Source organism: Sporosarcina sp. P29 (assembly GCF_002743265.1).
Lineage (GTDB): Bacteria > Bacillota > Bacilli > Bacillales_A > Planococcaceae > Sporosarcina.
In genome coordinates this window covers 102,679-123,014 of sequence record NZ_PDYX01000009.1, presented here as the reverse complement: position 1 = coordinate 123,014, position 20,336 = coordinate 102,679, and the positions used below count along the sequence as shown (strand labels likewise).

The following is a 20,336-nucleotide window of genomic DNA, read 5'->3' as shown; positions in this document are numbered from 1 at the left end:
CTCTCCATAAGAGAAATTCGATTAGCTCGAGTTTCATTTGCTGGCATCAATTAAGATACTCATTTTGTTTGTGTCACCGTTAGGTGCACAAACTGTATTTCGTTAACGTTTTGCTGTTCAGTTTTCAAGGTTCATGTCGCAGTCGCTTTCTTGACTGTTCTATTACTATATCAGACGTATTTTAAACTGTCAACAACTTTAGACAACCTTTTTCAATTTCTTTTCCCTATCTCTTAGATTCGATGCAATTAACGCCTTCAAAGGGAAGCTTGTAGAATAGAAAAAACCGCTCCCCTATTGGTCTGGGGAACGGTTTATTATTACTTGATATAGATGAAATACAAAATGAAGATCACAAAGAGTCCGTACATTATAGGATGAATTTCTTTTCTTCTACCGCTTACTAGCATCGTAATAGGGTAGAAAACGAAACCGATTGCGATACCTGTTGCGATACTGTACGTCAACGGCATCGCGATAATCGTAAAGAATGCTGGAACTGCGATTTCGAAACGAGTCCATTCTATATTTCCTAATGTCGACACCATCAACACCCCTACGATAATCAAAGCCGGAGCTGTAACTGCCGGTGTGATGACTAGTAGTAAAGGCGAGAAGAATAATGCTAGTAAGAACAACAGGGCCGTTACAATAGAAGCAAAGCCTGTTTTGGCACCCGCCGCAACACCTGCAGTAGATTCAATGTAAGAAGTGGTAGTGGATGTACCCATTACTGCGCCTGTTACTGTTGCTAAGGAATCTGCAAGCAATGCTTTACCAGCACGTGGAAGACGGTCTTCCTTCATTAGACCTGCTTGTGTAGCAACTGCAACTAGTGTTCCAGCTGTATCGAAAAAGTCTACGAATAGGAATGTGATGACGATCACTAGAAATTGTGTTGTCATCAAGGAACCTGGATCGTTAATGATCGCATCGAAAGCTGCACCAAACGTAGGAGCGACTGACGGAATTTTATCTACTACCTTATGTGGCACGTCTATTAGACTAACCGCCATACCTAAAACCGTGGTCATGATCATCCCATAAAAAATAGCGCCTTTGATTTTACGTACCATCATGATAATTGTGATAACTAAACCAAAGATCGTTAGTAATGTAGGTCCCGCTGTTAAATCACCCAAGCCTACTAACGTATTTTCATCCGCCACAATAATCTTGGCATTTTGTAGTCCGAGGAAGGTAATAAACAAACCTATACCTGCACCTACCGCAAATTTCAGCTGTGCCGGTATTGCATTGATGATCATTTCTCGTAACCCAGTTAATGAAAGAACGATAAAGATTAATCCAGAGAATAATACTCCAGTCAATCCTGTTTGCCATGGTATACCGTAAGTCAGTACTACAGTGAATGCGAAGAATGCGTTTAATCCCATGCCTGGTGCTAAACCTATCGGATATCTGGCTATCAAACCCATAAATAACGTTCCTACAGCAGCCGCAAGTGCAGTAGCAACAAATACTGCACCTTTATCCATACGCATGGAATCAGGCAAATCAGGTACAACATCCAAAGATAACATGATTGGATTTACCGCTAAAATATATGCCATCGCCAAAAACGTAGTAATTCCACCGATGATTTCGCGACGATAATTGGTGCCCAGCTTATCAAACTCAAAGTATTTTTTCATTGTGACCTTCCTTACTCTTAGTATGTAAAAAGAGGCACGCGAAATAAATTCGCATGCCTCTTTTTTAATCCAATAGAAAATATATTTCTATTTTGAATCGTAGTCGAAACATTTACGGTGTTTCGGTAGAGACTTCTAGGCCTTATTCCTAGCGTTATACGATCATATTCTGTTGTTTAACTTATTCCCACTCAATAGTGCCAGGTGGTTTCGCTGTAATATCATATACAACACGATTAACCTGATCAACTTCAGTTGTAATTCTCGTACTGATTTTTTCCAGTACATCGAAAGGTATACGAGCCCAATCCGCTGTCATGCCATCTACTGAATGAACCGCTCTGATACCAATCGCATAGTCGTAAGAACGTTGTTCGTTACGAACACCTACACTGCGGATATTCGGTAATACCGCGAAATATTGCCAGATTGAACGATCGAGTCCAGCTTTTGCGATTTCATCACGTAAAATAAAGTCTGCATCGCGAACGATTTCAAGCTTCTCTTCCGTAATTTCACCAAGCACACGAACCCCAAGTCCCGGACCTGGGAATGGCTGGCGGTTAACGATTTCTTCAGGCAAACCAAGTTCTGCTCCTACCGCACGTACTTCGTCTTTAAACAACGCACGTAATGGCTCGATCAACTCGAAGTCCATATCTTCAGGCAAACCACCCACGTTATGGTGAGATTTAATAGTTGCAGAAGTCGCAGTTCCACTTTCAATGATATCTGCATAAATCGTACCTTGTGCTAAATATTTGATGCCGTCTAGTTTAGCGGACTCTTCGTCAAACACGTAAATAAATTCATTACCAATAATCTTTCGTTTTTGCTCAGGGTCTGTAACACCCTCCAGCTTATCCAAGAAGCGTTCGCGCGCATCTACTTTAATGAAGTGCATGCTGAACTGTTCGCTGAAAGTTTTAACTACACTTTCGACTTCGCCTTTACGAAGCAATCCGTGGTCCACAAAAATGCATGTCAACTGATCGCCTATTGCACGGTCAATCAAAGCAGCTACTACTGAAGAGTCAACTCCGCCACTTAGCGCGCAAAGTACTTTACGATCGCCAACTGTTGAGCGGATCTTCTCGATTTCAATTTCAATGAACCGATCCATAGTCCAATCGCCTGAAGCTTTACAAATTTCAAATACAAAGTTACGCAAGAAGTCTTTCCCGTTTTCCGAACGATAATCTTCCGGATGGAATTGAATCGCATAGATTTGCTGTTCGTCATTTGAAATTGCTGCAATATTACCAGTTGAATCTTTTGCAGATGCAGTAAAGCCTTCAGGTAATTCTGCAATGTCAGCACTATGGCTAACCCAGACATTTTGTTTGTCCGTCTGACCAGCAAATAATGTAGACGTCGTGTCCACTGTCAACGCTTCTTCTTTGCTTTCGCCACCTGTATTCTTTTCTACCTTACCGCCTAAATGATCGACGATTACTTGAGCTCCGTAACTGATGCCCAATACAGGAATACCTAACTCGAATATTGCCGGATCGATAGCATACGCTTTCTCGTCTCCAACAGATGCTGCACCGCCGGAAAGTACGATACCGACTGGATTCATTTTTTTAATTTCCTCAATTGTCGTTGTATGTGCGTGTAACTCACTATACACACCGAATTCGCGGATTGTACGCGTGAAGAGCTGATTATATTTACTGCCGTAATCGAGAACTACAATTTTTTCTTGTCCGGCTAACACAGGAGCATTTGACAACTAATCCACCTCTTCCAATTTTTTAATACCATTTCATGCCTCAACTACAAAAGACGCGTTAGAAAGTCAACTTTCCACGCGTCTTTTCCATCAAAGAATCCAGGTACTGCTATTCGATGATAGCTGACGTTCGTTAGTGCTAGATATGTCGAGGACATTTCAAGCATCATCCGCTCTATATTTTACGCATATTTCGCTAAAAAATCAACATGTTGTGCTAATAATTAAATCTTCCCATACTTCATTCAACTTATCCCACTCTTGGGACTGCCAATCATTACCATATACTCCTATCTCATACGCACGAGTCAAGACTGCCATTCGATCTCCGCCATACCGTTTATCTACAAGTATTGCGTAGTTGGTAAGCGTCATTGCAGTATCCTTTGGCAAGCCGGTACGGGCAAGTTGTTGTAATAACTGTGTAAATTGCTGTTCAAATTTCACGTGCCCATTCGGTAATTTCCTCAATTGTTTTATACGTCGTTTCGGCAACCAATTGCTCCGTTTGCTATATAAAACGGCACTAGCCCCTATTATTAACCCTAGTAAGGATACGTAAAGCCACCATTGACTCAACAACCATAGAAACTTTTGTTTGAATGCGTCGAACATTGACGAATTTATTGTTTTCTTAGGAGGCTCTTTCACTTTTTCCACTTCAGGCTTCACAGATTTCTTAACTTCCTCTTCTTCTAGGTTTTCGTTCGAAGTATCGAATTCGATCTCTGTCGGATGTGTAAAACCAAGTGTCGGCTCAAACGGCATCCATCCAATTTCAGGAATATATGCTTCCACCCATGAATGCGCCTCATCATTCGTCACGCGATAGACATTTTTTCCCGATGCTTTAAATGCCATTTCGCCAGGTGCAAATCCTTTCACCCATCGCGTCGGTATATTTACAGACCTGAGCATGACTGCCATCGAAGTGGAGAAGTTATCACAATACCCCTTTTTCGTGTCGAATAGAAACTGATCCACATAGTCCTGTTCTTCATTAGGTATTGGAACATTTTGTGTCTCATAAACAAAACCGTTCTTTTTAAAATACTGTTCTACGGCTTTCACTTTATCATAGACCGCGGTTTCATTTTCTGTAATCGATACAGCTAATTCTTTCACCCGTCCCGGTAATTCTGCAGGAAGTTGCACATAGCTAGTTAAATCTTCCGGTACCATCTCGTAATTCACCATCTCTGTTTTCTGCAAATCTGACAGGATGTATGTAGGCTCTACGAACTCCATTTCATACTGTGTAATCTTTTCCTGCAGACCCATCAACAAATATAGTCTGTTCGCCGTTATCTCGTGCATGAGGTTCAAACCTTCAGGTGAGGAAATTTTCGTCGTGCCATATGGTGTAGCTAGGAATGGCAATGGTTCAACGAAATCGAGTACAGCATGCGACACTTCTCCTTCTATAGGGAATTCCCATAATTCTTCACCTGTATCCAACAGCTCTTTATCTGATTCTTTATCTTGTATCCAGCCTTTAGATGTATATGTATCCTTCGTTTCTATACGCCAATATTGACGTTGTTCAACAGACGCTTCAAACACCAATTGATTGTCTTGGACGAAAGCTCCACCTAGTTGCGAATCGTCAGGGTCATAACCAGCTTTAGCTTGTCCTTTATCGAATTCCTCTTCCATTCCGCTTAATGATAATAAGTATGGTACGGGATCTGGCCATGCTGGGGGATAAATCGGTGCATTTCTTGATAGCAATCCAACAGATACTACAATTAGCACCACCGGCAATGAAAGCAGAAGTAATTTTTTCGGACGAAGTGACCACCCTTCATCACCTGATAATTTAATTAAAGTTAGGCAACCTACAATCAATAAGCCTACCATCATAATTCTCACAATAGACGAAGTAGCATCATACGGAGTGAACGTATCCAAAAGTGCTACAAATACGATTGTAAAACCAAAGAACATCATCATACTACGTCGTACCTCAATCCAGTGACGAAGTAAATAGGCGATCATCCAAACTAGCGTAAACAACAATAACGTACGGAATAAATTTGATAATTCACCGAGCTCACCTTGGAATAACAGCAAGACATTCTGTTTTATATCTTGCAAAATATAGCCTGTCACCTCTATAGATATCCATAGTTGATCAAAATACATATAATGAATAGCCCATAATACATAAAGAATCTGGACCGCTCCACTGATCCACCACGGTAGTCGAAGTAAAGCCAACGCAAAAAACAGTACTAAATAGACGATGAATAATGAAGGATGTCCAAAATCCGTTAAATCCATTATCGGGATAAACCACTCCCATAGCAAAACAGAACTAAGTGCATATAAAAATATCAGCACTTTCCAATCCAATATCGATTTCCTCATGATCTCACCGCCTTTTTCAATGCTGATGAACAATCAGACGGATAAATCAATTTCACGGTAATACCGAGTAATTTTACTTGATCTATAATAGATTCAAGTGATTTTTTATTCGTTTCATCTGTCAACATCACAAAACAAACTATTGCGGACGCATCAGGAGCAAACGTCAACACACGACGGATGAAATTTATGCGCAGATCCCCTGTAATAAGCAATAACGCATCTCGAGACACCGCTTTTCCTACCGGCAACCTTACTTGTTGTATGTCTGTTGGTTGAATTTTCGCAAGATGTACTAATGCTTGCCTAGTCTGATCTGCGGATTGTATCAAGGGAAACACTTTCGGCTGTTCATTCGCTGTGATCATGGTCAGCTTGGCATGATGCTGCCTAGCGGATACAACAATCGATGCAGCTAACTCCACCGCACTTTCAAATGTTTCCGATATTCCACAATCCATCAACAACGTATGTTGCTCCGATCGCTGTTCATCAAATTCCTTTGTCATTAGTTTTGAAGTCCGGGCAAATGATTTCCAATGAATCCAAGACATGCGGTCCCCTGGCGCATATTCCCTAACACTAGACGGTGTGGTTGCATCCTTCACCAGCATGTAAGCGGAAAGTTGCTGTCCTTGGCTCGTCCCATTAGATGCCGATTCATACACCATAGCTGTTACACTTGGATAGACTAAAAAGTGGTCTTGAACTACAAATACCCTTTTTTTACGAATCCAATTGAAAAAGTCTACTACTTCCACTTCTACTGTTGGCAATGTGTATTCGCCACGTTGTACATTCTTCAGCAAATAGTTGTACTCATATGTTCTTCGAAATCCTAGCAGTATAATTTTCCGTTCCATTTTTTCGCGCTTCGCATGCACTCGTTTATCCATTAGAACTACATATAGTAAAGGGAAAGGGAGGTTCCTTTTAAGCACCACACGAATGGATACCTGCCCATTCCTTGATACATGTCGTTTTTCAATATTTCGTTCAACCGTTAGATCCCGTAACGGATACAAATATAGAAGCACGGAGTATGTCACAAACGGGATCAACGTATAGAAAATGAACCAGCTAACGAAGCCTCCTTGAAATTTTGCGAAGACGTAGGCAGCTGTACCAATTGCTATGACACTTGCGAAACGTCCGAATGATCGCAATCCATTCATAAGGTTGCAGACCCGCGCATTACCGGAACTGGCAACTGTTTGAGGATGTGGCTGACAATTTCCTCAGCATCAATTCCTTCATATTTCGCTTCAGGAAGCAAAATCATCCGATGTGAAAAGGCAAATGGCGCTAAATATTGTACATCGTCAGGCAATACGAACATGCGCCCTTTGATGAATGCATAAGCCTGACAAGCTTTCATTAATGCCATCGAACCTCTTGGACTTACACCTAAAGAAACCGATTCATGCTGGCGAGTTGCATCTGCACAATCCACAATATAAGAAACTATCGTATCGTCTACTGTCACTTCACGCACATGACGCTGTAATTCCAGTAATTCATCCACTGTCAGAATAGCGTCAATTTGCTCGATTGGCGTTTGGTGTTCCGCCCTTTTCAATAACTCCACCTCATGCTGCTTTGTCGGATAACCCATTTTCAACTTAAAAATAAAGCGATCAAGCTGCGCTTCCGGTAGCGGATACGTCCCTTCATATTCAATAGGATTTTGTGTCGCCATTACGAAAAACGGTTTCGGTAATTGAATAGTCGTTCCATCTACTGTAATGGATGCCTCCTCCATCCCTTCCAATAAAGCAGCTTGTGTTTTAGGTGATGTTCGGTTAATTTCATCAGCCAATACGATATTCCCAATTAAAGGCCCCGGACGAAATTCAAATTGCATCGTCTGTGGATTATAGATCGATACGCCTGAAACATCAGAAGGTAACAAGTCCGGCGTGAATTGGATCCGCTTGAACTTAGCACCAATCGAAGTCGCAAGCGCCCTTACTAGCATCGTCTTGCCAACGCCTGGTACATCTTCTAGTAATACGTGACCGCCAGCTAATAATGCCGTTATACTTAACTCCGCTATATCACGTTTACCAACAATAACCTTTTCAATATTGTTTAATACTCGTTCGATCCATTGTGAATGCATAATTGTTCTCCCCCGTCACGAACTGAATCCGTCTTTTTATATGAAACTATCATACCTGAAACGCATAACCCCGACAAACAGAAAAACTGCCGACCCTTTATCCAATAAAAGGTCGGCAGTTTTCATTTCCAAAATTCATCAAACACTGTGATAGGCAAGTGCCGTTTATGTGCTGATTTCAAATAATGTCCTTCAATTTGCTTACGTGCTTCGTCCGATACTTCTTTTCCTTCGAGATAGTCATCGATTTCATCATACGTCACACCTAATGCTACTTCATCCGGAATGGCGGGTTTATTGCCTTCCAAATCAGCTGTAGGGATTTTATTGTATAAATGTGGTGGACAATCTAGCGCTTTTAATAATTGTTTACCTTGGCGTTTATTCAGTCGATAAATCGGCATCAAATCCGCTGCACCATCACCAAACTTTGTGTAGAAGCCAGTGATTGCTTCGGCTGCGTGATCTGAACCAAGAACAACAGAGTGATGAACGGCCGCTACGGAATATTGCACTTTCATACGTTCACGTGCCTTTTCATTCCCTTTATCAAAATCGGAAATATGGAGACCTGCTTTGATTAGAGTCCGTTCACTAGCATCCACTGCTTCTTTAATATCGACTGAATAGACGACGGACGGACGGATAAAACGCAATGCATCCTGGCAATCGTCTTCGTCAAACTGCACACCATATGGTAAACGGAGTGCATAAAATCTGTACTTTTCTTCTCCTAACTCTTTGTTAAGTTCGTCAACGGCCATCTGTGCTAACTTGCCAACTAATGTAGAGTCTTGCCCTCCGGAAATACCTACTGTAAACCCTTGTAAAAATGTATTCTTTTTCATATATGCTTTCATAAAGTCAATGGAAGTCCGAATCTCTTGCTGCGGGTCGATTTCCGGTTTCGCACGTAATGCTTGGATAATTTCTAGCTGCAATGTCAACGCTACCACTTCCTTTTCATCGCTTTGTATAGATCTCTACCATTTCATGCACTTCTTCTATATTACGTCTCTTATTGTCCCAACACTTCTGACTAAGATCGACAGGATACTCTTCCGGGTTTAATGAACGTTTATATTCCTCCCATAGTAGGGTAAGATTTCGTTGTGCAAATTCACGAATTTCATAAACTGGCGGATTTTCATAAATAATTGTTCCGTCTTGGATAACTTGTTCGTGTAAGTTTACCGCTTCAAAATTCGTCACAAACTTCGAGATAAATGTATGAACAGGATGGAACATTTTGATGCGTTCTTCCTTCGTCGGATCCTCGTCATGCATCGTAATGTAGTCGCCTTCCGCTTTACCATTTTCGAGGTCAATGATTCGATACAGTTTTTTGCGGCCGGGTGTTGTCACTTTTTCTACGTTTGCCGAAATTTTAATCGTATCTTGCATTTCTCCATCTTCGCTTTCAATGGAGACAATTTTATAGACCGCTCCAAGCGCCGGTTGATCATATGCCGTAATCAACTTTGTTCCAATACCCCAGATGTCTACTTGGGCTCCTTGGGCTTTCAAGTTCAAAATTGTATACTCATCCAAGTCATTGGATACAACGATTTTCGCATCTGGGAAACCTGCTTCATCTAGCATGCGGCGAGTTTCTTTTGACAAGAACGCAATATCTCCACTGTCCAATCGGACGCCGATGAAATTAATGCTGTCTCCGAGTTCTTTTGCTACTTTGATCGCTGTTGGAACACCAATTTTCAATGTATTATAGGTATCCACTAAGAATACGCAGTCTTTATGACGCTGTGCGTAGACTTTAAATGCAGTGTACTCATCTTTATAGGCTTGTACGAATGAATGAGCATGTGTTCCCGAAACAGTCAGTCCGAAACGTTTGCCTGCACGTACGTTACTCGTAGATTCTACGCCACCAATAACCGCGGCACGCGCACCCCAAACCGCGGCATCCATCTCATGCGCACGGCGGCTCCCGAATTCCATCACAATATCATCTTTCACTACTTGTTTAATACGGCTAGCTTTTGTGCTGATTAACGTTTGATAGTTAACGATGTTTAGCAATGCTGTTTCGATCAACTGCGCTTCAATCAGGTTCGCTTCAATTCGGATAATCGGTTCATTCGCAAAAACGAGTTCTCCTTCTTTCATGGAGTAAACGTCTCCCGTGAAACGGACGCCTTTTAAATAATCAAGAAAGTCATCGGCGAAACCTAGCTCTTCTCGTAAATAAGCTAAATCGCTTTCTGTGAACGAAAACTCTTCGAGATACTTTAGTACATGTTCAAGGCCGGTAAATATCGCATAACCGTTACCAAATGGAATTTTTCTGAAATACACTTCAAATACCGCTTTCCGTTCATGAATACCGTCCGCCCAATATGATTCAGCCATATTGATTTGATATAGATCTGTGTGTAACGCTAAGCTGTCGTCTTTGTATGATGAAGTCATAGTCGTCTCCTTCTTCCGCTGCAATAATATTGTCATTATACACTATTTTCCCTATTTCTCAGCAAAGTAATCATCAACTGGGGAATCGATTTCAGAAATATAACTTTTTTGAAGCTCGTAAAAAAGTTCATAATGGAAATGTGAATGTGGAGGCAACGTTGTTCGACGTTTTCGGCAGATGCTTTTCTGAGTGCCTAACTTGCCAAATGCGTTTAGGTGAAAATATATGCTCCTAACGCTTCGCTTGATCTACTTCATAAAAAAAGACAGATGAAGGACCCGATTCATTTCCGAGTTCAGCCTCTGTCTTACGTAATCATTTTTCAGCAATCTTCTATAACGATATATGATGCTTTGATAGGACCGTGAACGCCGATAACGAGGTTCATTTCGATATCTGCGGAGTTGCTTGGACCTGTGATGAAGTTGATGCAAGACGGAACTTGCTCACCGTTGTTTAGTTTTTCTCGAATCATATCTGATGCTTGGGTAATTCTTGGAACTAGCGTACTTTTAGGGATTAAGGCAATATAATGCGTTGGGAGCAAGCTGACTGAACGACCTTTGTCTGCACTACTGAATAGTACGACGGTACCGGATTCCGCGAGGGTCATGTCGCTGAATGTGATGCCGATATTTGCTCGTTCAGCTAATTCAATATTCTTCTCTCCGAGCGAAGAATTCCAACTATTGACTTCAATCTGTTCCGAAGGCCATTTTGTCTCTAGCAGGTCCGATAATCCATACTCCCCAAAACGTTCATCTTTCCATAGAGATAGCGGTCCGCCACCGTATGCTTTTACGACTTCATCCAGCGCAACCGGTAACAATTCTTTTGTCGTTTCGACGATATCAGTATGAATTTGCTCACATTGCACACGTAATACTTCGAGTAAATCATCTATAGAAGCATCTGCTAACACAGTGCGCTGAGGTTGATGTTTCCATATCGGTTTTTCTACTTTCTTTTTCGGTTCGCGACCTAATTGTGCCGCAATCTTATCTAGAAAAGCATCGCGGTTTTGTATCGATCCTACCATGCTTATTTGCCTCCTTTCTGATCATAAAACCAGTCTCGGAAACGCGTATTTCCGACAGCCGGGAACTCCCGTAAGTCTGTCCAGTCTTTCAGTGGACCTGGACCTTTTGAAATCCGGTCATTTTTCGTCAACGGTTTCATCGCGGTAGATGCTACCTTTGAGCCCATAGAGTACAACGGATTGGAAGAAGCACCGATCCCGAATGCTTTCATTGCCAGCCTCTCTGAAATAGGTGATCGGCCTTCTTCTTCCACCATGATGCGACGGTGTGAATGAAGTAGTTCGTGAAGAGGGATTTTCACCGGACAAGCATCCGTGCATGCTCCGCATAGCGTGGATGCAAAAGGTAGCTCCTTGAAATCGTCGTAGCCTCCAAGCAACGGCGATAGCACAGCACCAATAGGGCCCGAATAAATAGAGCCGTATGAGTGCCCGCCAATATGGCGATAAACGGGACACACGTTGACACATGCAGCACATCGGATACATTGCAACACGGACTGGAATTCTGTCCCTAATATTTCAGAACGACCATTGTCAACAATGACTAAATGAAATTCTTCAGGGCCATCCACGTCCCCTTCATCTCTAGGACCTGTTAACGCCGTGACATAGCTCGTCAATTTTTGACCTACTGCACTTCGCGTCAATAAGCTGACCAGTACTTCGAATTCTTCAAATGAAGGTACCACCCGCTCCATACCCATTACCGTAATTTGAGTTTTCGGCAATGCGGATACAAGTCGTGCATTCCCTTCATTCGTCACAAGACTAATCGAGCCTGTTTCAGCTATCGCAAAGTTACAACCTGTAATACCTATGTCTGCATCCAAGAATTCTTGACGCAGTTTTTCACGTGCATGCAAAGCTAATTCTTCCGGTTTAGATGTATTGTGGTAGTCAAGTTTTTCCGCAAATACTTCGCGAATTTGTTCTCTGTTTTTATGAAGTGCTGGCGCTACGATATGAGAGGGTGGATCATGATCATCTACTTGAAGGATATACTCACCTAAGTCTGTCTCAATGACTTCGCATCCAGCTTCTTCTAGAACATTATTCAGATTGATTTCTTCCGTTACCATGGATTTCGACTTCACAACTTTTTTGCCCTCTTTTTTCTTGATGACATCTCGAATATACTCACTAGCTTCTTCAGCGGTCTTCGCAAAGAATACATGACCACCACGTTGTGAAACATTTTCACTTAGCTGATGTAAATAATAATCTAAATTTTCAAGAACATGCTGACGAATTTCTTCCCCATGTGAACGCCATTCTTCCCAACTACCTAACTCCTCTGCAGCATCGAGTCTTCTTCCATGCAAACGTTCTTGTGCGCTCGCCACTGCCTGCCTCATGAAATCATCTGAAATATTATCCTTTGTACGATCTGTAAAGTTTTTCTTACTGAACTTCATCGCCATTGCTATCACCTCACTTTTTTTGATTTACTCATGACTATTCAATACTTGCGCGATATGCATAACACGGATAGGCTTGCCTACACGTTCTGCTCGTCCGCCAATATTCATCAGGCAACCACAGTCCGCCCCAATTAAATAATCTGCTTCAGTCGCCATGGCACTATTCACCTTCTCATCTACCATTTGTTCAGAGATATCTCCCATCTTCACGGAGAATGTTCCGCCAAATCCACAACAATTATGTGCATTGGGTAAAGGGATCATTTCGAGTCCTTCCACTTGATTCAATAGCTTTCTTGGTTCTTCACTTGCGCCTAGTAATCTCGTCATATGGCAAGACGGATGATAAGTGGCCTTTCCCATCAATTTAGCTCCAACGTTTTCCACTTGCAATACATTGACAAGAAACTGAGTGAACTCATACGTTTTATCTGCCAACTCTTGCGCTCTTGGTAACCAATTGGGATCATCTTTGAATACATCAGGATACAATTTAAACATGGTGGCACAAGATCCTGAAGGCGTGACAACATACTCCGCATTTTCAAATGCCTTGATCATATTCTTCATTGCCGATTTGGAATTTTCTACATAACCGCTGTTATAAGCAGGCTGTCCGCAGCAAACTTGCCCCTTTGGAAACGATAATTCACAGCCTTGTCTTTCCAATACTTCTACCATGTCTTTGCCGGCTTCTGCATAAAACATGTCTACAAGACATGTGATAAATAAGCTAACCTTCATTTCACTTCACCTCTTCGCTAAAATATTTCACACAGTCAACAGGTCATCAGATGACTAATATTTTACATAGCATACTACAAAGATTTGTTCATTGACAGAGCATTCATTTATTTCGCTATAAAAAAATCGCTCAAAAGAAAATGAGTGAGTAATGTTATTCTTTTACTGACTTCCAATGATCTATTAGAACAGACTCCACATTCAGAAGATGGGCTTGCATAGTACTAGACGCAATTTCTGGTTGCTGTGATTTAATCGCTAAAAATATGGCCTCATGCTCATCATGCAAACGATCTACTGTCGCAGTCTCCGAATAAAGGCAAATACGACGTGTCTCTCTCATCGATTCACTCATTAGTCCTGCCACTTGGCTCAACAAATTTACCAATAATGGATTTTTTGTTGCTTCTGCGATTGCAAAATGGAAGTCTAGATCCGCTTTTTCACCTAGCAAAATATCCCCGGCATGCTTTTTCATTTCATTGAGTGCAGTTTCCATCTTTTTTAAATCGTATACTGTACGGGATTCGGCTGCATTTGCTGCGGCTCCGGTCTCAACTATTTTTCTCACAGCTAACAAATGTTGAATATCCTGTTGATTCATGAGCATGGCACTCTGTAACGGAAAGATCATATCGACGGATGAAAACTCCTTGACATATGTTCCCTCTCCTTGTCGCATTTCTATAAGCCCTCTAGCACGTAATGTTGATAAGGCTTCGCGAATTGTTGATCTGCCAACTGTAAAGTTTTCAGCCAGTTGCTGTACAGAATCTAATTTATCACCCGGCTTTAACTCTCCAGATTGAATGGAGTCTAATAAACTATCCGCCACTTCTTCATATATTTTCTTCTGTTTAATTTGCTTATATTTCATGTTGCTCACTCCGTCCTATCACTTATCAAGCTCGATTTCTCCAGTTGCAGCAAGTTACTTTTATGTTCCATACCATCACGATAGCCTGACAATCCTCCACTTTTTGAAATCACACGGTGACAAGGCACCGCGATCAATATCGGATTTTTGCCTATTGCAGATGCTACAGCCCGAACAGAAGATACTTTTCCTATTTGTTCTGCAATTTTCGAATAAGTTACGATTTCACCATATGGTATTCGTTGTAGTGCTTCCCATACTTGCAGTTGAAAGGGTGTTCCCTTTAAATCAAGCGACAGCTCTGAAAAACCAGTAGCTTTCCCTGAAAAATACTCTATGAACCGACTCGTATAGACTTCAAGCTTTGTTTCATCTTCCTTTAATTCTTTATTATCAAATCGCTTAGTCCAATCCTTCATATGTTCCAAACTTTTTTCGGCAAGTCCCACGTAGCAAAGTCCTTTTTCTGTAGCAGCTAGTGTCACTGTCCATTCGTCGAAATCAAATTGTGTCCAATAAACCAGTATGTTCACTCCCCTTTATCCGAATAACTTTAAGCCGACTGCACCGAGAATAATGAGTGATAAAAAGAAGAGACGTTTGATGCTAGCAGATTCTTTAAAAATCAAAATCCCCATCAATACGGCTCCTGCTGCTCCTAACCCTGTCCATACCGCATAAGCTGTACTCATCTGAATTTCACGCATCGCAAGTGATAGAAAAACAAAGCCGAAACCAAATATCCCCACAATAAGTAACAATCTTTTAATTGAACGCTTCTGTAAATAATAATTAATACTTACCACACCGAAAATCTCCCCGAGACTCGCAATAGCCAAGTACACCCAAGCCATTGTCAGCTACCTCCTTCTGTATCCGCTTTTTCATCTGTAGTCAACTTAATGCCGATTACCCCAATGACGATTAATCCGATGAATGTCAGCGTAACCCATGTGAAGCCTGCTTGAAAGATGAATATATCCACTAAAAGGATTGCAGCGGCACCTGATCCGGTAAAAACTGCGTATACCGTCCCGGAAGGTAATTTTTCACATGCTTTAATAATGAAATAAAAACTGAAAACAATTGCCACACCGGTTCCAGTCCATTGAATAACTGTTTCAGAGTAACGAAGACCGACTACCCAGAAAATCTCTATAATAGCCGCCAGCGCGACATACCCCCAAGCCAAATTAAAAATCTCCTTTCCATCGTGAAGAGTATCTATAAGTATAGCAAATCTTTTACTGAAACAAAAAATCATCGAATGACGATAAAAGGGAACTTGCATCTAGTATATCTGCATGATAGAATAAATCCGTCAACAGTTTTGCCTATATTGTGAATATTCTTATCGAGAGAGACGGAGGGATAGGCCCAGCGATGTCTCAGCAACCAGCCCCAGGCACGGTGCTAATTCCAAGGGTGACACCACCTTGAAGATGAGAATACTGTATACACTTGTATGTTCGAGGGCCTATTCGAAAAGAAGAGGTTCTTTTTTATTTTTCTGGGGGGATGGATATTCATGACAAACAACGGATTAGAAACTAGATTAGTACAACTTGGAAATCACAGTGATGAGAAAACCGGAGCAGTAAATACGCCGATTTACTTGTCGACAGCATACCATCATGAAGGTCTGGGCAAATCTACTGGATATGATTACACACGTACAAAAAACCCTACGCGTTCTGTCTTAGAGGATGGAATTGCAAACTTGGAATCCGGTGATCAAGGATATGCGTGCAGTTCTGGAATGGCAGCCATTCAACTAATTTTATCTTTATTTAAGACAGATTCAGAACTATTAGCGCCTGAAGACCTATATGGCGGTACGTATCGCTTATTTAATCAATATGAAGAGACGTACAATGTGAAGACGCGATACTTATCGTTCGATGATGTTTCAGAAGTCGAGCAAGCGATTACTAATCGCACAAAAGCGATCTTCTTGGAAACACCCACCAATCCATTAATGCAAAACATAGCAATCAGTACGTATGCGGAATTGGCAAAAAAACATGGTTTATTGCTAATTGTCGACAATACGTTCTTAACACCCTATTTCCAGCGACCTATTGAAGAAGGTGCAGATATTGTCATTCATAGTGCAACGAAATATATCGGGGGACATAATGACGTACTAGCAGGTTTAGTCGTCGCAAAGGGTGAGGAATTATGCGAACGCCTATTTACTAACCATAATGCGATTGGAGCTACATTGTCTCCCCTTGACTCATGGCTTGTCGTTCGCGGTCTAAAAACATTGCACTTACGTATGAAACAACATGACGCGAATGCGAAAGCAATGGTATCTTATTTAGAACAAGAACCACTCATTGTCGATGTGCTCTACGCTGGTATTGGGGGTATGTTGTCATTCCGTGTACAGAATAGCGAGTGGGTGGGACCATTCCTTGAAAACATGAACCTTATTTCATTCGCTGAAAGTTTGGGTGGTGTGGAAAGCTTTATCACGTATCCAACTACACAGACACATATGGATATTCCATTGGAAGAACGTAATCGCCGTGGAGTGGACGACCGTCTACTACGTTTCTCGGTTGGAGTCGAAGATGTAGACGATTTGATTGCTGATGTGAAACAAGCTCTTTATGCTGCAAAAGAAGTAGTCGAAGGCATAAAAGTTCAATAATAGTAAACAGTACAACTCGAACCGTCAGCTTAACTATGACAGTTCGAGTTTTTTATGTAGTCAAAGCAATGAAGCTAAACCTTTCAATAGTTAGACATTAAAGTATATAATAAAAAAGAACATACGAATACTATTGGAGGCGATATTGTTGAAACGTTTAGAAAATAAAGTAGCAGTAGTAACTGGCGCTGGTTCTGGGATTGGACGAGAAATTGCTGTACTGTATGCCCGTGAAGGCGCAAAGCTTATCATCGCAGATATGAATATGGAAGGTGCGGAAGAAACTGTCCAGACGATCAAAAGTACTGGCGGTGAAGCGCTAGCAGTTAAAACCAACGTGACAGTTGAGGAAGATGTACAAAAAATGATTGATACAGCAGTTGAGCGATTCGGTACTCTTGATATTCTAGTGAACAATGCTGGGATTATGGACAATATGTACTCTGCGGCTACAGTGACAGATGAAGTATGGGACAAAGTATTGGCAATCAACACAACAGGTGTGATGCGTGCAACTCGTAAAGCATTAGCTATCTTCGAAGAAAAAAAGTCAGGGGTTATCGTCAACATGGCTTCTATCTCAGCAGTGACAGGTGGTAGAGGTGGTTTTGCTTACACCGCTTCAAAGCATGCGGTCGCAGGGATGACAAAAAGCGTTGCTTCTCAATACGGTCCATTAAACATCCGCTGTAACGCAATTGCCCCAGCGCAAATACCGACTAATATCACAAACAGTTTGACTCAACCGGATGAATTCGGCATGAAGCAAGCTCTAAGGGGCGTAAACATGATGAGCCGTCCGGGAACTAAGGAAGAAATTGCAAACATTGCACTATTCCTTGCATCAGATGAATCCTCTTATGTTAACGGCGTTGTCATGGAAGCTGACAATGGATGGTCTGCATATTAAGGTTATGTATTTCAAGAAAAATCTTTGGGAATATCTAATGAAAATCATACAAAAAAGCATCCAAAATTTCGGATGCTTTTTCGTCTATTAATGAGCTTGCTGCCATTTCTTCTTTTCGCTTGCATAGACGACCGCTGCAGGTGCCGCTATAAATGCGAGTGCCGCCACTCCAGCGAGCATTCCTGCCAGTTCTTTACTTCCAAATGAAAATCCTGCTACTGTACCTAATGCAATCCCTGCTAATACCGCCCATGCAACAATCTTATACATAGTAGATCCCCAACCTTTCCATTGTAAGACGCGATCGTCTCTCCGATTTATTCGTTGCTTTTAGCATACTCTCATTGAGAACCTTTTTCAAGTACAATTGAGAATCTTTTTCAACGAATGTGAAATTGTATTGTTATCGTATGTTGTAAGCGGCGTTTTAATGTTAAGAAGGCATAAAAAAACCGCCAAGGCTTTTACACCTTGACGGTCGAAACAATTATTATTTCTCTAGAAGTTTAAGTGATTCACGATTAAATGCCGGAATATCATCAGGTGTGCGGCTTGTTACGAGTTGGTTCTGACAAACTACTACTTCTTTGTCCGCGTATTTTGCACCTGCATATTCCATATCTACACGAATAGACGTGTATCCTGTGGCATCGCGTCCTTCAAGTGCTTTCGCTGTGATGAGCAATTGTGGGCCGTGACAAATTGCGAATACAGGTTTTTCTGCATCCATAAATTCTTTGACAAATTTTACGAAACGATCATCTGCACGCAAAATGTCAGGTGAAAATCCGCCCGGAATAAACAAAGCATCATAATCCGATGATTTAGCGTCAGCAATTGCTTTATCAATTTTCACTTTTGTATTTTCTTTCATCCCTGTTACTTCAGTTCCCGCTTCCGCGCCAATCACTTCTACTTCATGTCCAGCTTCTTTGTACGCTGTAGCCGGTTTCATATATTCTGAGTCCTCAAACATATCTCCAAGTACTGTCGCTATTTTAGCCATAGTGCTTACCACTCCTTATGTGATGTACTGTATATACTATTCCACATTACAAAGTGTCTAAACATCATCTACGATTTAGTTCTACTTCAGAGTACAGGCTTTACAGAAACCAAGCATGGCAATAAGCTTTGAATAGACATAATATATGGCGCAATCTCTGCCTTTTCAGCACGATCGGGGTAAACTATAGTCCCACCAATTTTATAATAACAGTGCAGAGTCATTCATCTAAAAGAATATTCCGATAATGACTAGTATAGCGATAATAATACCACCGACTTGTCCGATTACAGCAGATGAAACGATGGGTTTCTTTTGAAATATATCAATCAGCTCAATATCTTCACGAAGCTGTTTCACCTCTTTACGAAGTACATCCACTTCTTGATTCAACGTACTGATTTCCTCTGCCTGTCTTGTAACGAGTTGTTGTTTTTCTGAGTTGTTTTCATGCGGTTCCATACATGACCACCCCTTGTCTTTTCATTTCTATACGTTCTATTATACGTTTTAGTTTCAACAAACAGAAGAACTTTCCATTTGCATTTCCTCTTTTCCGGGTGTAAGATAAATCTACAAGCTGTATTGTTCGTATGACATTAAGTTTTAACCTTTAAGCTGTAAAAGGGAGTTTATTACGAAACGGAAATGGCATGCTGGATTCCTTTTAGCAATTCAGACATACAGGAACGTTTTCCGCAAACACCCACTTTGAGGAGTGGTGGTTTAAAACTTTCTATGACTAAGTACGGCAAACACGGCTTACATAAACAGAGAAAAACCTTCCATACTTGTATGGAAGGTTTTTTGTTTTGTATGTGAAATCATTTAATAAGAGAAGCTAACTTATTGCGATCAAAAAAATACCTACGTAAAGATGAAAAATGCTTTATCTTCATTTAAGAAATTAAGCTACGCTGCGACAAGCTTCCGCACATTTCCGACATGCTTCAGCACACTGTTTGCAGTGATCATGATCGTGTTTCCCACATTCTTCAGCACACTGCTCACAAATTTCCGCACATAGTTGCAAGACATTTTCTGTAAATGGACTTTGTCGAGTAATCGACTGGATTGCATATGAACAAATGTCAGCACACTCTCGATCGAGTCGAATGCAGTCCGCCATCATACGAACGTCTTCTTCTTTTAGACATGCGTCAAAACAATGATTACACGCCTTTATACAATCCTCTAATGCATTCAGTACATCTGCGTACTTTTGATTCATTCAATCTCCTCCAAATGTATTTTTCTTACTCTTCCCTCCTATTTTCGATAGTAAACCAACAGCACTGTTTTCTTATTCATTGAAAGCATTTTCATTTCTCCGTTATACTATATAGTAATTAACAAAATAG

20 protein-coding genes, 1 other RNA gene and 2 riboswitches are annotated in these 20,336 nt (G+C 41.2%); of the genes, 3 read left to right on the top strand and 18 right to left on the bottom strand.

Features of this window, described 5'->3' with window-relative positions:
* Positions 1 to 320: 320 nt before the first annotated feature.
* The 14 genes from CSV68_RS10025 to CSV68_RS09960 all read right to left on the bottom strand — a co-directional run bounded on the left by CSV68_RS10025 (position 321) and on the right by CSV68_RS09960 (position 15,592).
* Positions 321 to 1,655, bottom strand: coding sequence for an NCS2 family permease (locus tag CSV68_RS10025; RefSeq protein ID WP_099662044.1), 1,335 nt, complete (start codon positions 1,653 to 1,655; stop codon positions 321 to 323).
* 80 nt (positions 1,656 to 1,735) lie between these two features.
* Positions 1,736 to 1,837: riboswitch (purine riboswitch) on the bottom strand.
* Positions 1,837 to 3,390, bottom strand: coding sequence for a glutamine-hydrolyzing GMP synthase (guaA, locus tag CSV68_RS10020; RefSeq protein WP_369823519.1), 1,554 nt, complete (start codon positions 3,388 to 3,390; stop codon positions 1,837 to 1,839). It overlaps the preceding riboswitch by 1 nt.
* A 204-nt stretch (positions 3,391 to 3,594) precedes the next feature.
* Positions 3,595 to 5,760 (bottom strand): transglutaminase-like domain-containing protein, encoded by a 2,166-nt coding sequence (locus CSV68_RS10015; RefSeq protein ID WP_099662043.1) that lies wholly within the window; start codon positions 5,758 to 5,760, stop codon positions 3,595 to 3,597.
* Positions 5,757 to 6,935 carry a DUF58 domain-containing protein gene (locus CSV68_RS10010; protein ID WP_099662042.1) on the bottom strand — a complete coding sequence of 393 codons (1,179 nt, stop codon included), beginning with the start codon at positions 6,933 to 6,935 and terminating at the stop codon, positions 5,757 to 5,759. The genes CSV68_RS10015 and CSV68_RS10010 overlap by 4 nt, the downstream gene beginning before the upstream one ends.
* The gene (locus CSV68_RS10005; RefSeq protein ID WP_099634401.1) at positions 6,932 to 7,882 is read right to left on the bottom strand and encodes an AAA family ATPase; all 951 of its coding nucleotides are present in this window, start codon (positions 7,880 to 7,882) and stop codon (positions 6,932 to 6,934) included. Before CSV68_RS10005 ends, CSV68_RS10010 begins: the two co-directional genes overlap by 4 nt.
* Positions 7,883 to 8,004: 122 nt before the next feature.
* Positions 8,005 to 8,829, bottom strand: a complete 825-nt coding sequence (gene nadE / locus CSV68_RS10000) for an ammonia-dependent NAD(+) synthetase (RefSeq protein ID WP_099634400.1) — start codon at positions 8,827 to 8,829, stop codon at positions 8,005 to 8,007.
* 16 nt (positions 8,830 to 8,845) lie between these two features.
* Entirely contained in the window at positions 8,846 to 10,315 is a 1,470-nt protein-coding gene (locus CSV68_RS09995) for a nicotinate phosphoribosyltransferase (RefSeq protein ID WP_099634399.1), read from the bottom strand.
* Between the two features lie 323 nt (positions 10,316 to 10,638).
* Positions 10,639 to 11,355 carry a LutC/YkgG family protein gene (locus CSV68_RS09990; RefSeq protein WP_099634398.1) on the bottom strand — a complete coding sequence of 239 codons (717 nt, stop codon included), beginning with the start codon at positions 11,353 to 11,355 and terminating at the stop codon, positions 10,639 to 10,641.
* Between the two features lie 2 nt (positions 11,356 to 11,357).
* Positions 11,358 to 12,779: a LutB/LldF family L-lactate oxidation iron-sulfur protein gene (locus CSV68_RS09985; RefSeq protein ID WP_099662041.1), complete on the bottom strand. Its 1,422-nt coding sequence runs from the start codon at positions 12,777 to 12,779 to the stop codon at positions 11,358 to 11,360.
* 24 nt (positions 12,780 to 12,803) lie between these two features.
* Positions 12,804 to 13,523, bottom strand: a complete 720-nt coding sequence (locus CSV68_RS09980; protein WP_099634396.1) for a (Fe-S)-binding protein — start codon at positions 13,521 to 13,523, stop codon at positions 12,804 to 12,806.
* A 154-nt stretch (positions 13,524 to 13,677) separates the two neighbouring features.
* Positions 13,678 to 14,400, bottom strand: a complete 723-nt coding sequence (locus CSV68_RS09975) for a FadR/GntR family transcriptional regulator (protein ID WP_099634395.1) — start codon at positions 14,398 to 14,400, stop codon at positions 13,678 to 13,680.
* Between the two features lie 5 nt (positions 14,401 to 14,405).
* The gene (locus CSV68_RS09970) at positions 14,406 to 14,933 is read right to left on the bottom strand and encodes a methylated-DNA--[protein]-cysteine S-methyltransferase (protein WP_099634394.1); all 528 of its coding nucleotides are present in this window, start codon (positions 14,931 to 14,933) and stop codon (positions 14,406 to 14,408) included.
* 6 nt (positions 14,934 to 14,939) lie between these two features.
* A complete protein-coding gene (locus tag CSV68_RS09965) occupies positions 14,940 to 15,254 on the bottom strand; it encodes a DMT family transporter (protein WP_143560997.1) in 315 nt (104 codons plus the stop codon).
* Positions 15,255 to 15,256: 2 nt separating this feature from the next.
* Positions 15,257 to 15,592: a DMT family transporter gene (locus CSV68_RS09960; RefSeq protein WP_099662040.1), complete on the bottom strand. Its 336-nt coding sequence runs from the start codon at positions 15,590 to 15,592 to the stop codon at positions 15,257 to 15,259.
* Between the two features lie 156 nt (positions 15,593 to 15,748).
* Positions 15,749 to 15,849, top strand: a riboswitch (SAM riboswitch).
* 79 nt (positions 15,850 to 15,928) lie between these two features.
* On the opposite strand from CSV68_RS09960, the gene CSV68_RS09955 reads away from it, so the two are divergent.
* Together CSV68_RS09955 and CSV68_RS09950 are read left to right on the top strand one after the other, a co-directional pair.
* On the top strand, positions 15,929 to 17,059 hold the full coding sequence (locus tag CSV68_RS09955) for a methionine biosynthesis PLP-dependent protein (RefSeq protein ID WP_099634391.1): 1,131 nt from the start codon (positions 15,929 to 15,931) through the stop codon (positions 17,057 to 17,059).
* Between the two features lie 148 nt (positions 17,060 to 17,207).
* Entirely contained in the window at positions 17,208 to 17,969 is a 762-nt protein-coding gene (locus tag CSV68_RS09950) for a glucose 1-dehydrogenase (RefSeq protein ID WP_099662039.1), read from the top strand.
* A gap of 87 nt (positions 17,970 to 18,056) precedes the next feature.
* On the opposite strand, the gene CSV68_RS09945 is transcribed toward CSV68_RS09950, so the two are convergent.
* The 3 genes from CSV68_RS09945 to CSV68_RS09935 form a co-directional block, all read right to left on the bottom strand.
* A complete protein-coding gene (locus tag CSV68_RS09945) occupies positions 18,057 to 18,239 on the bottom strand; it encodes a hypothetical protein (RefSeq protein WP_099634389.1) in 183 nt (60 codons plus the stop codon).
* 220 nt (positions 18,240 to 18,459) lie between these two features.
* Positions 18,460 to 18,975 (bottom strand): type 1 glutamine amidotransferase domain-containing protein, encoded by a 516-nt coding sequence (locus tag CSV68_RS09940; RefSeq protein ID WP_099662038.1) that lies wholly within the window; start codon positions 18,973 to 18,975, stop codon positions 18,460 to 18,462.
* 228 nt (positions 18,976 to 19,203) lie between these two features.
* Positions 19,204 to 19,437 carry a hypothetical protein gene (locus CSV68_RS09935; RefSeq protein WP_099634387.1) on the bottom strand — a complete coding sequence of 78 codons (234 nt, stop codon included), beginning with the start codon at positions 19,435 to 19,437 and terminating at the stop codon, positions 19,204 to 19,206.
* 112 nt (positions 19,438 to 19,549) lie between these two features.
* Here CSV68_RS09935 and ssrS point away from each other — a divergent pair.
* A non-coding RNA gene (gene ssrS / locus CSV68_RS09930) (6S RNA) lies at positions 19,550 to 19,743 on the top strand.
* 139 nt (positions 19,744 to 19,882) lie between these two features.
* Here ssrS and CSV68_RS09925 read toward each other — a convergent pair.
* Positions 19,883 to 20,206 (bottom strand): four-helix bundle copper-binding protein, encoded by a 324-nt coding sequence (locus CSV68_RS09925; protein ID WP_099634386.1) that lies wholly within the window; start codon positions 20,204 to 20,206, stop codon positions 19,883 to 19,885.
* Positions 20,207 to 20,336 lie beyond the last annotated feature (130 nt).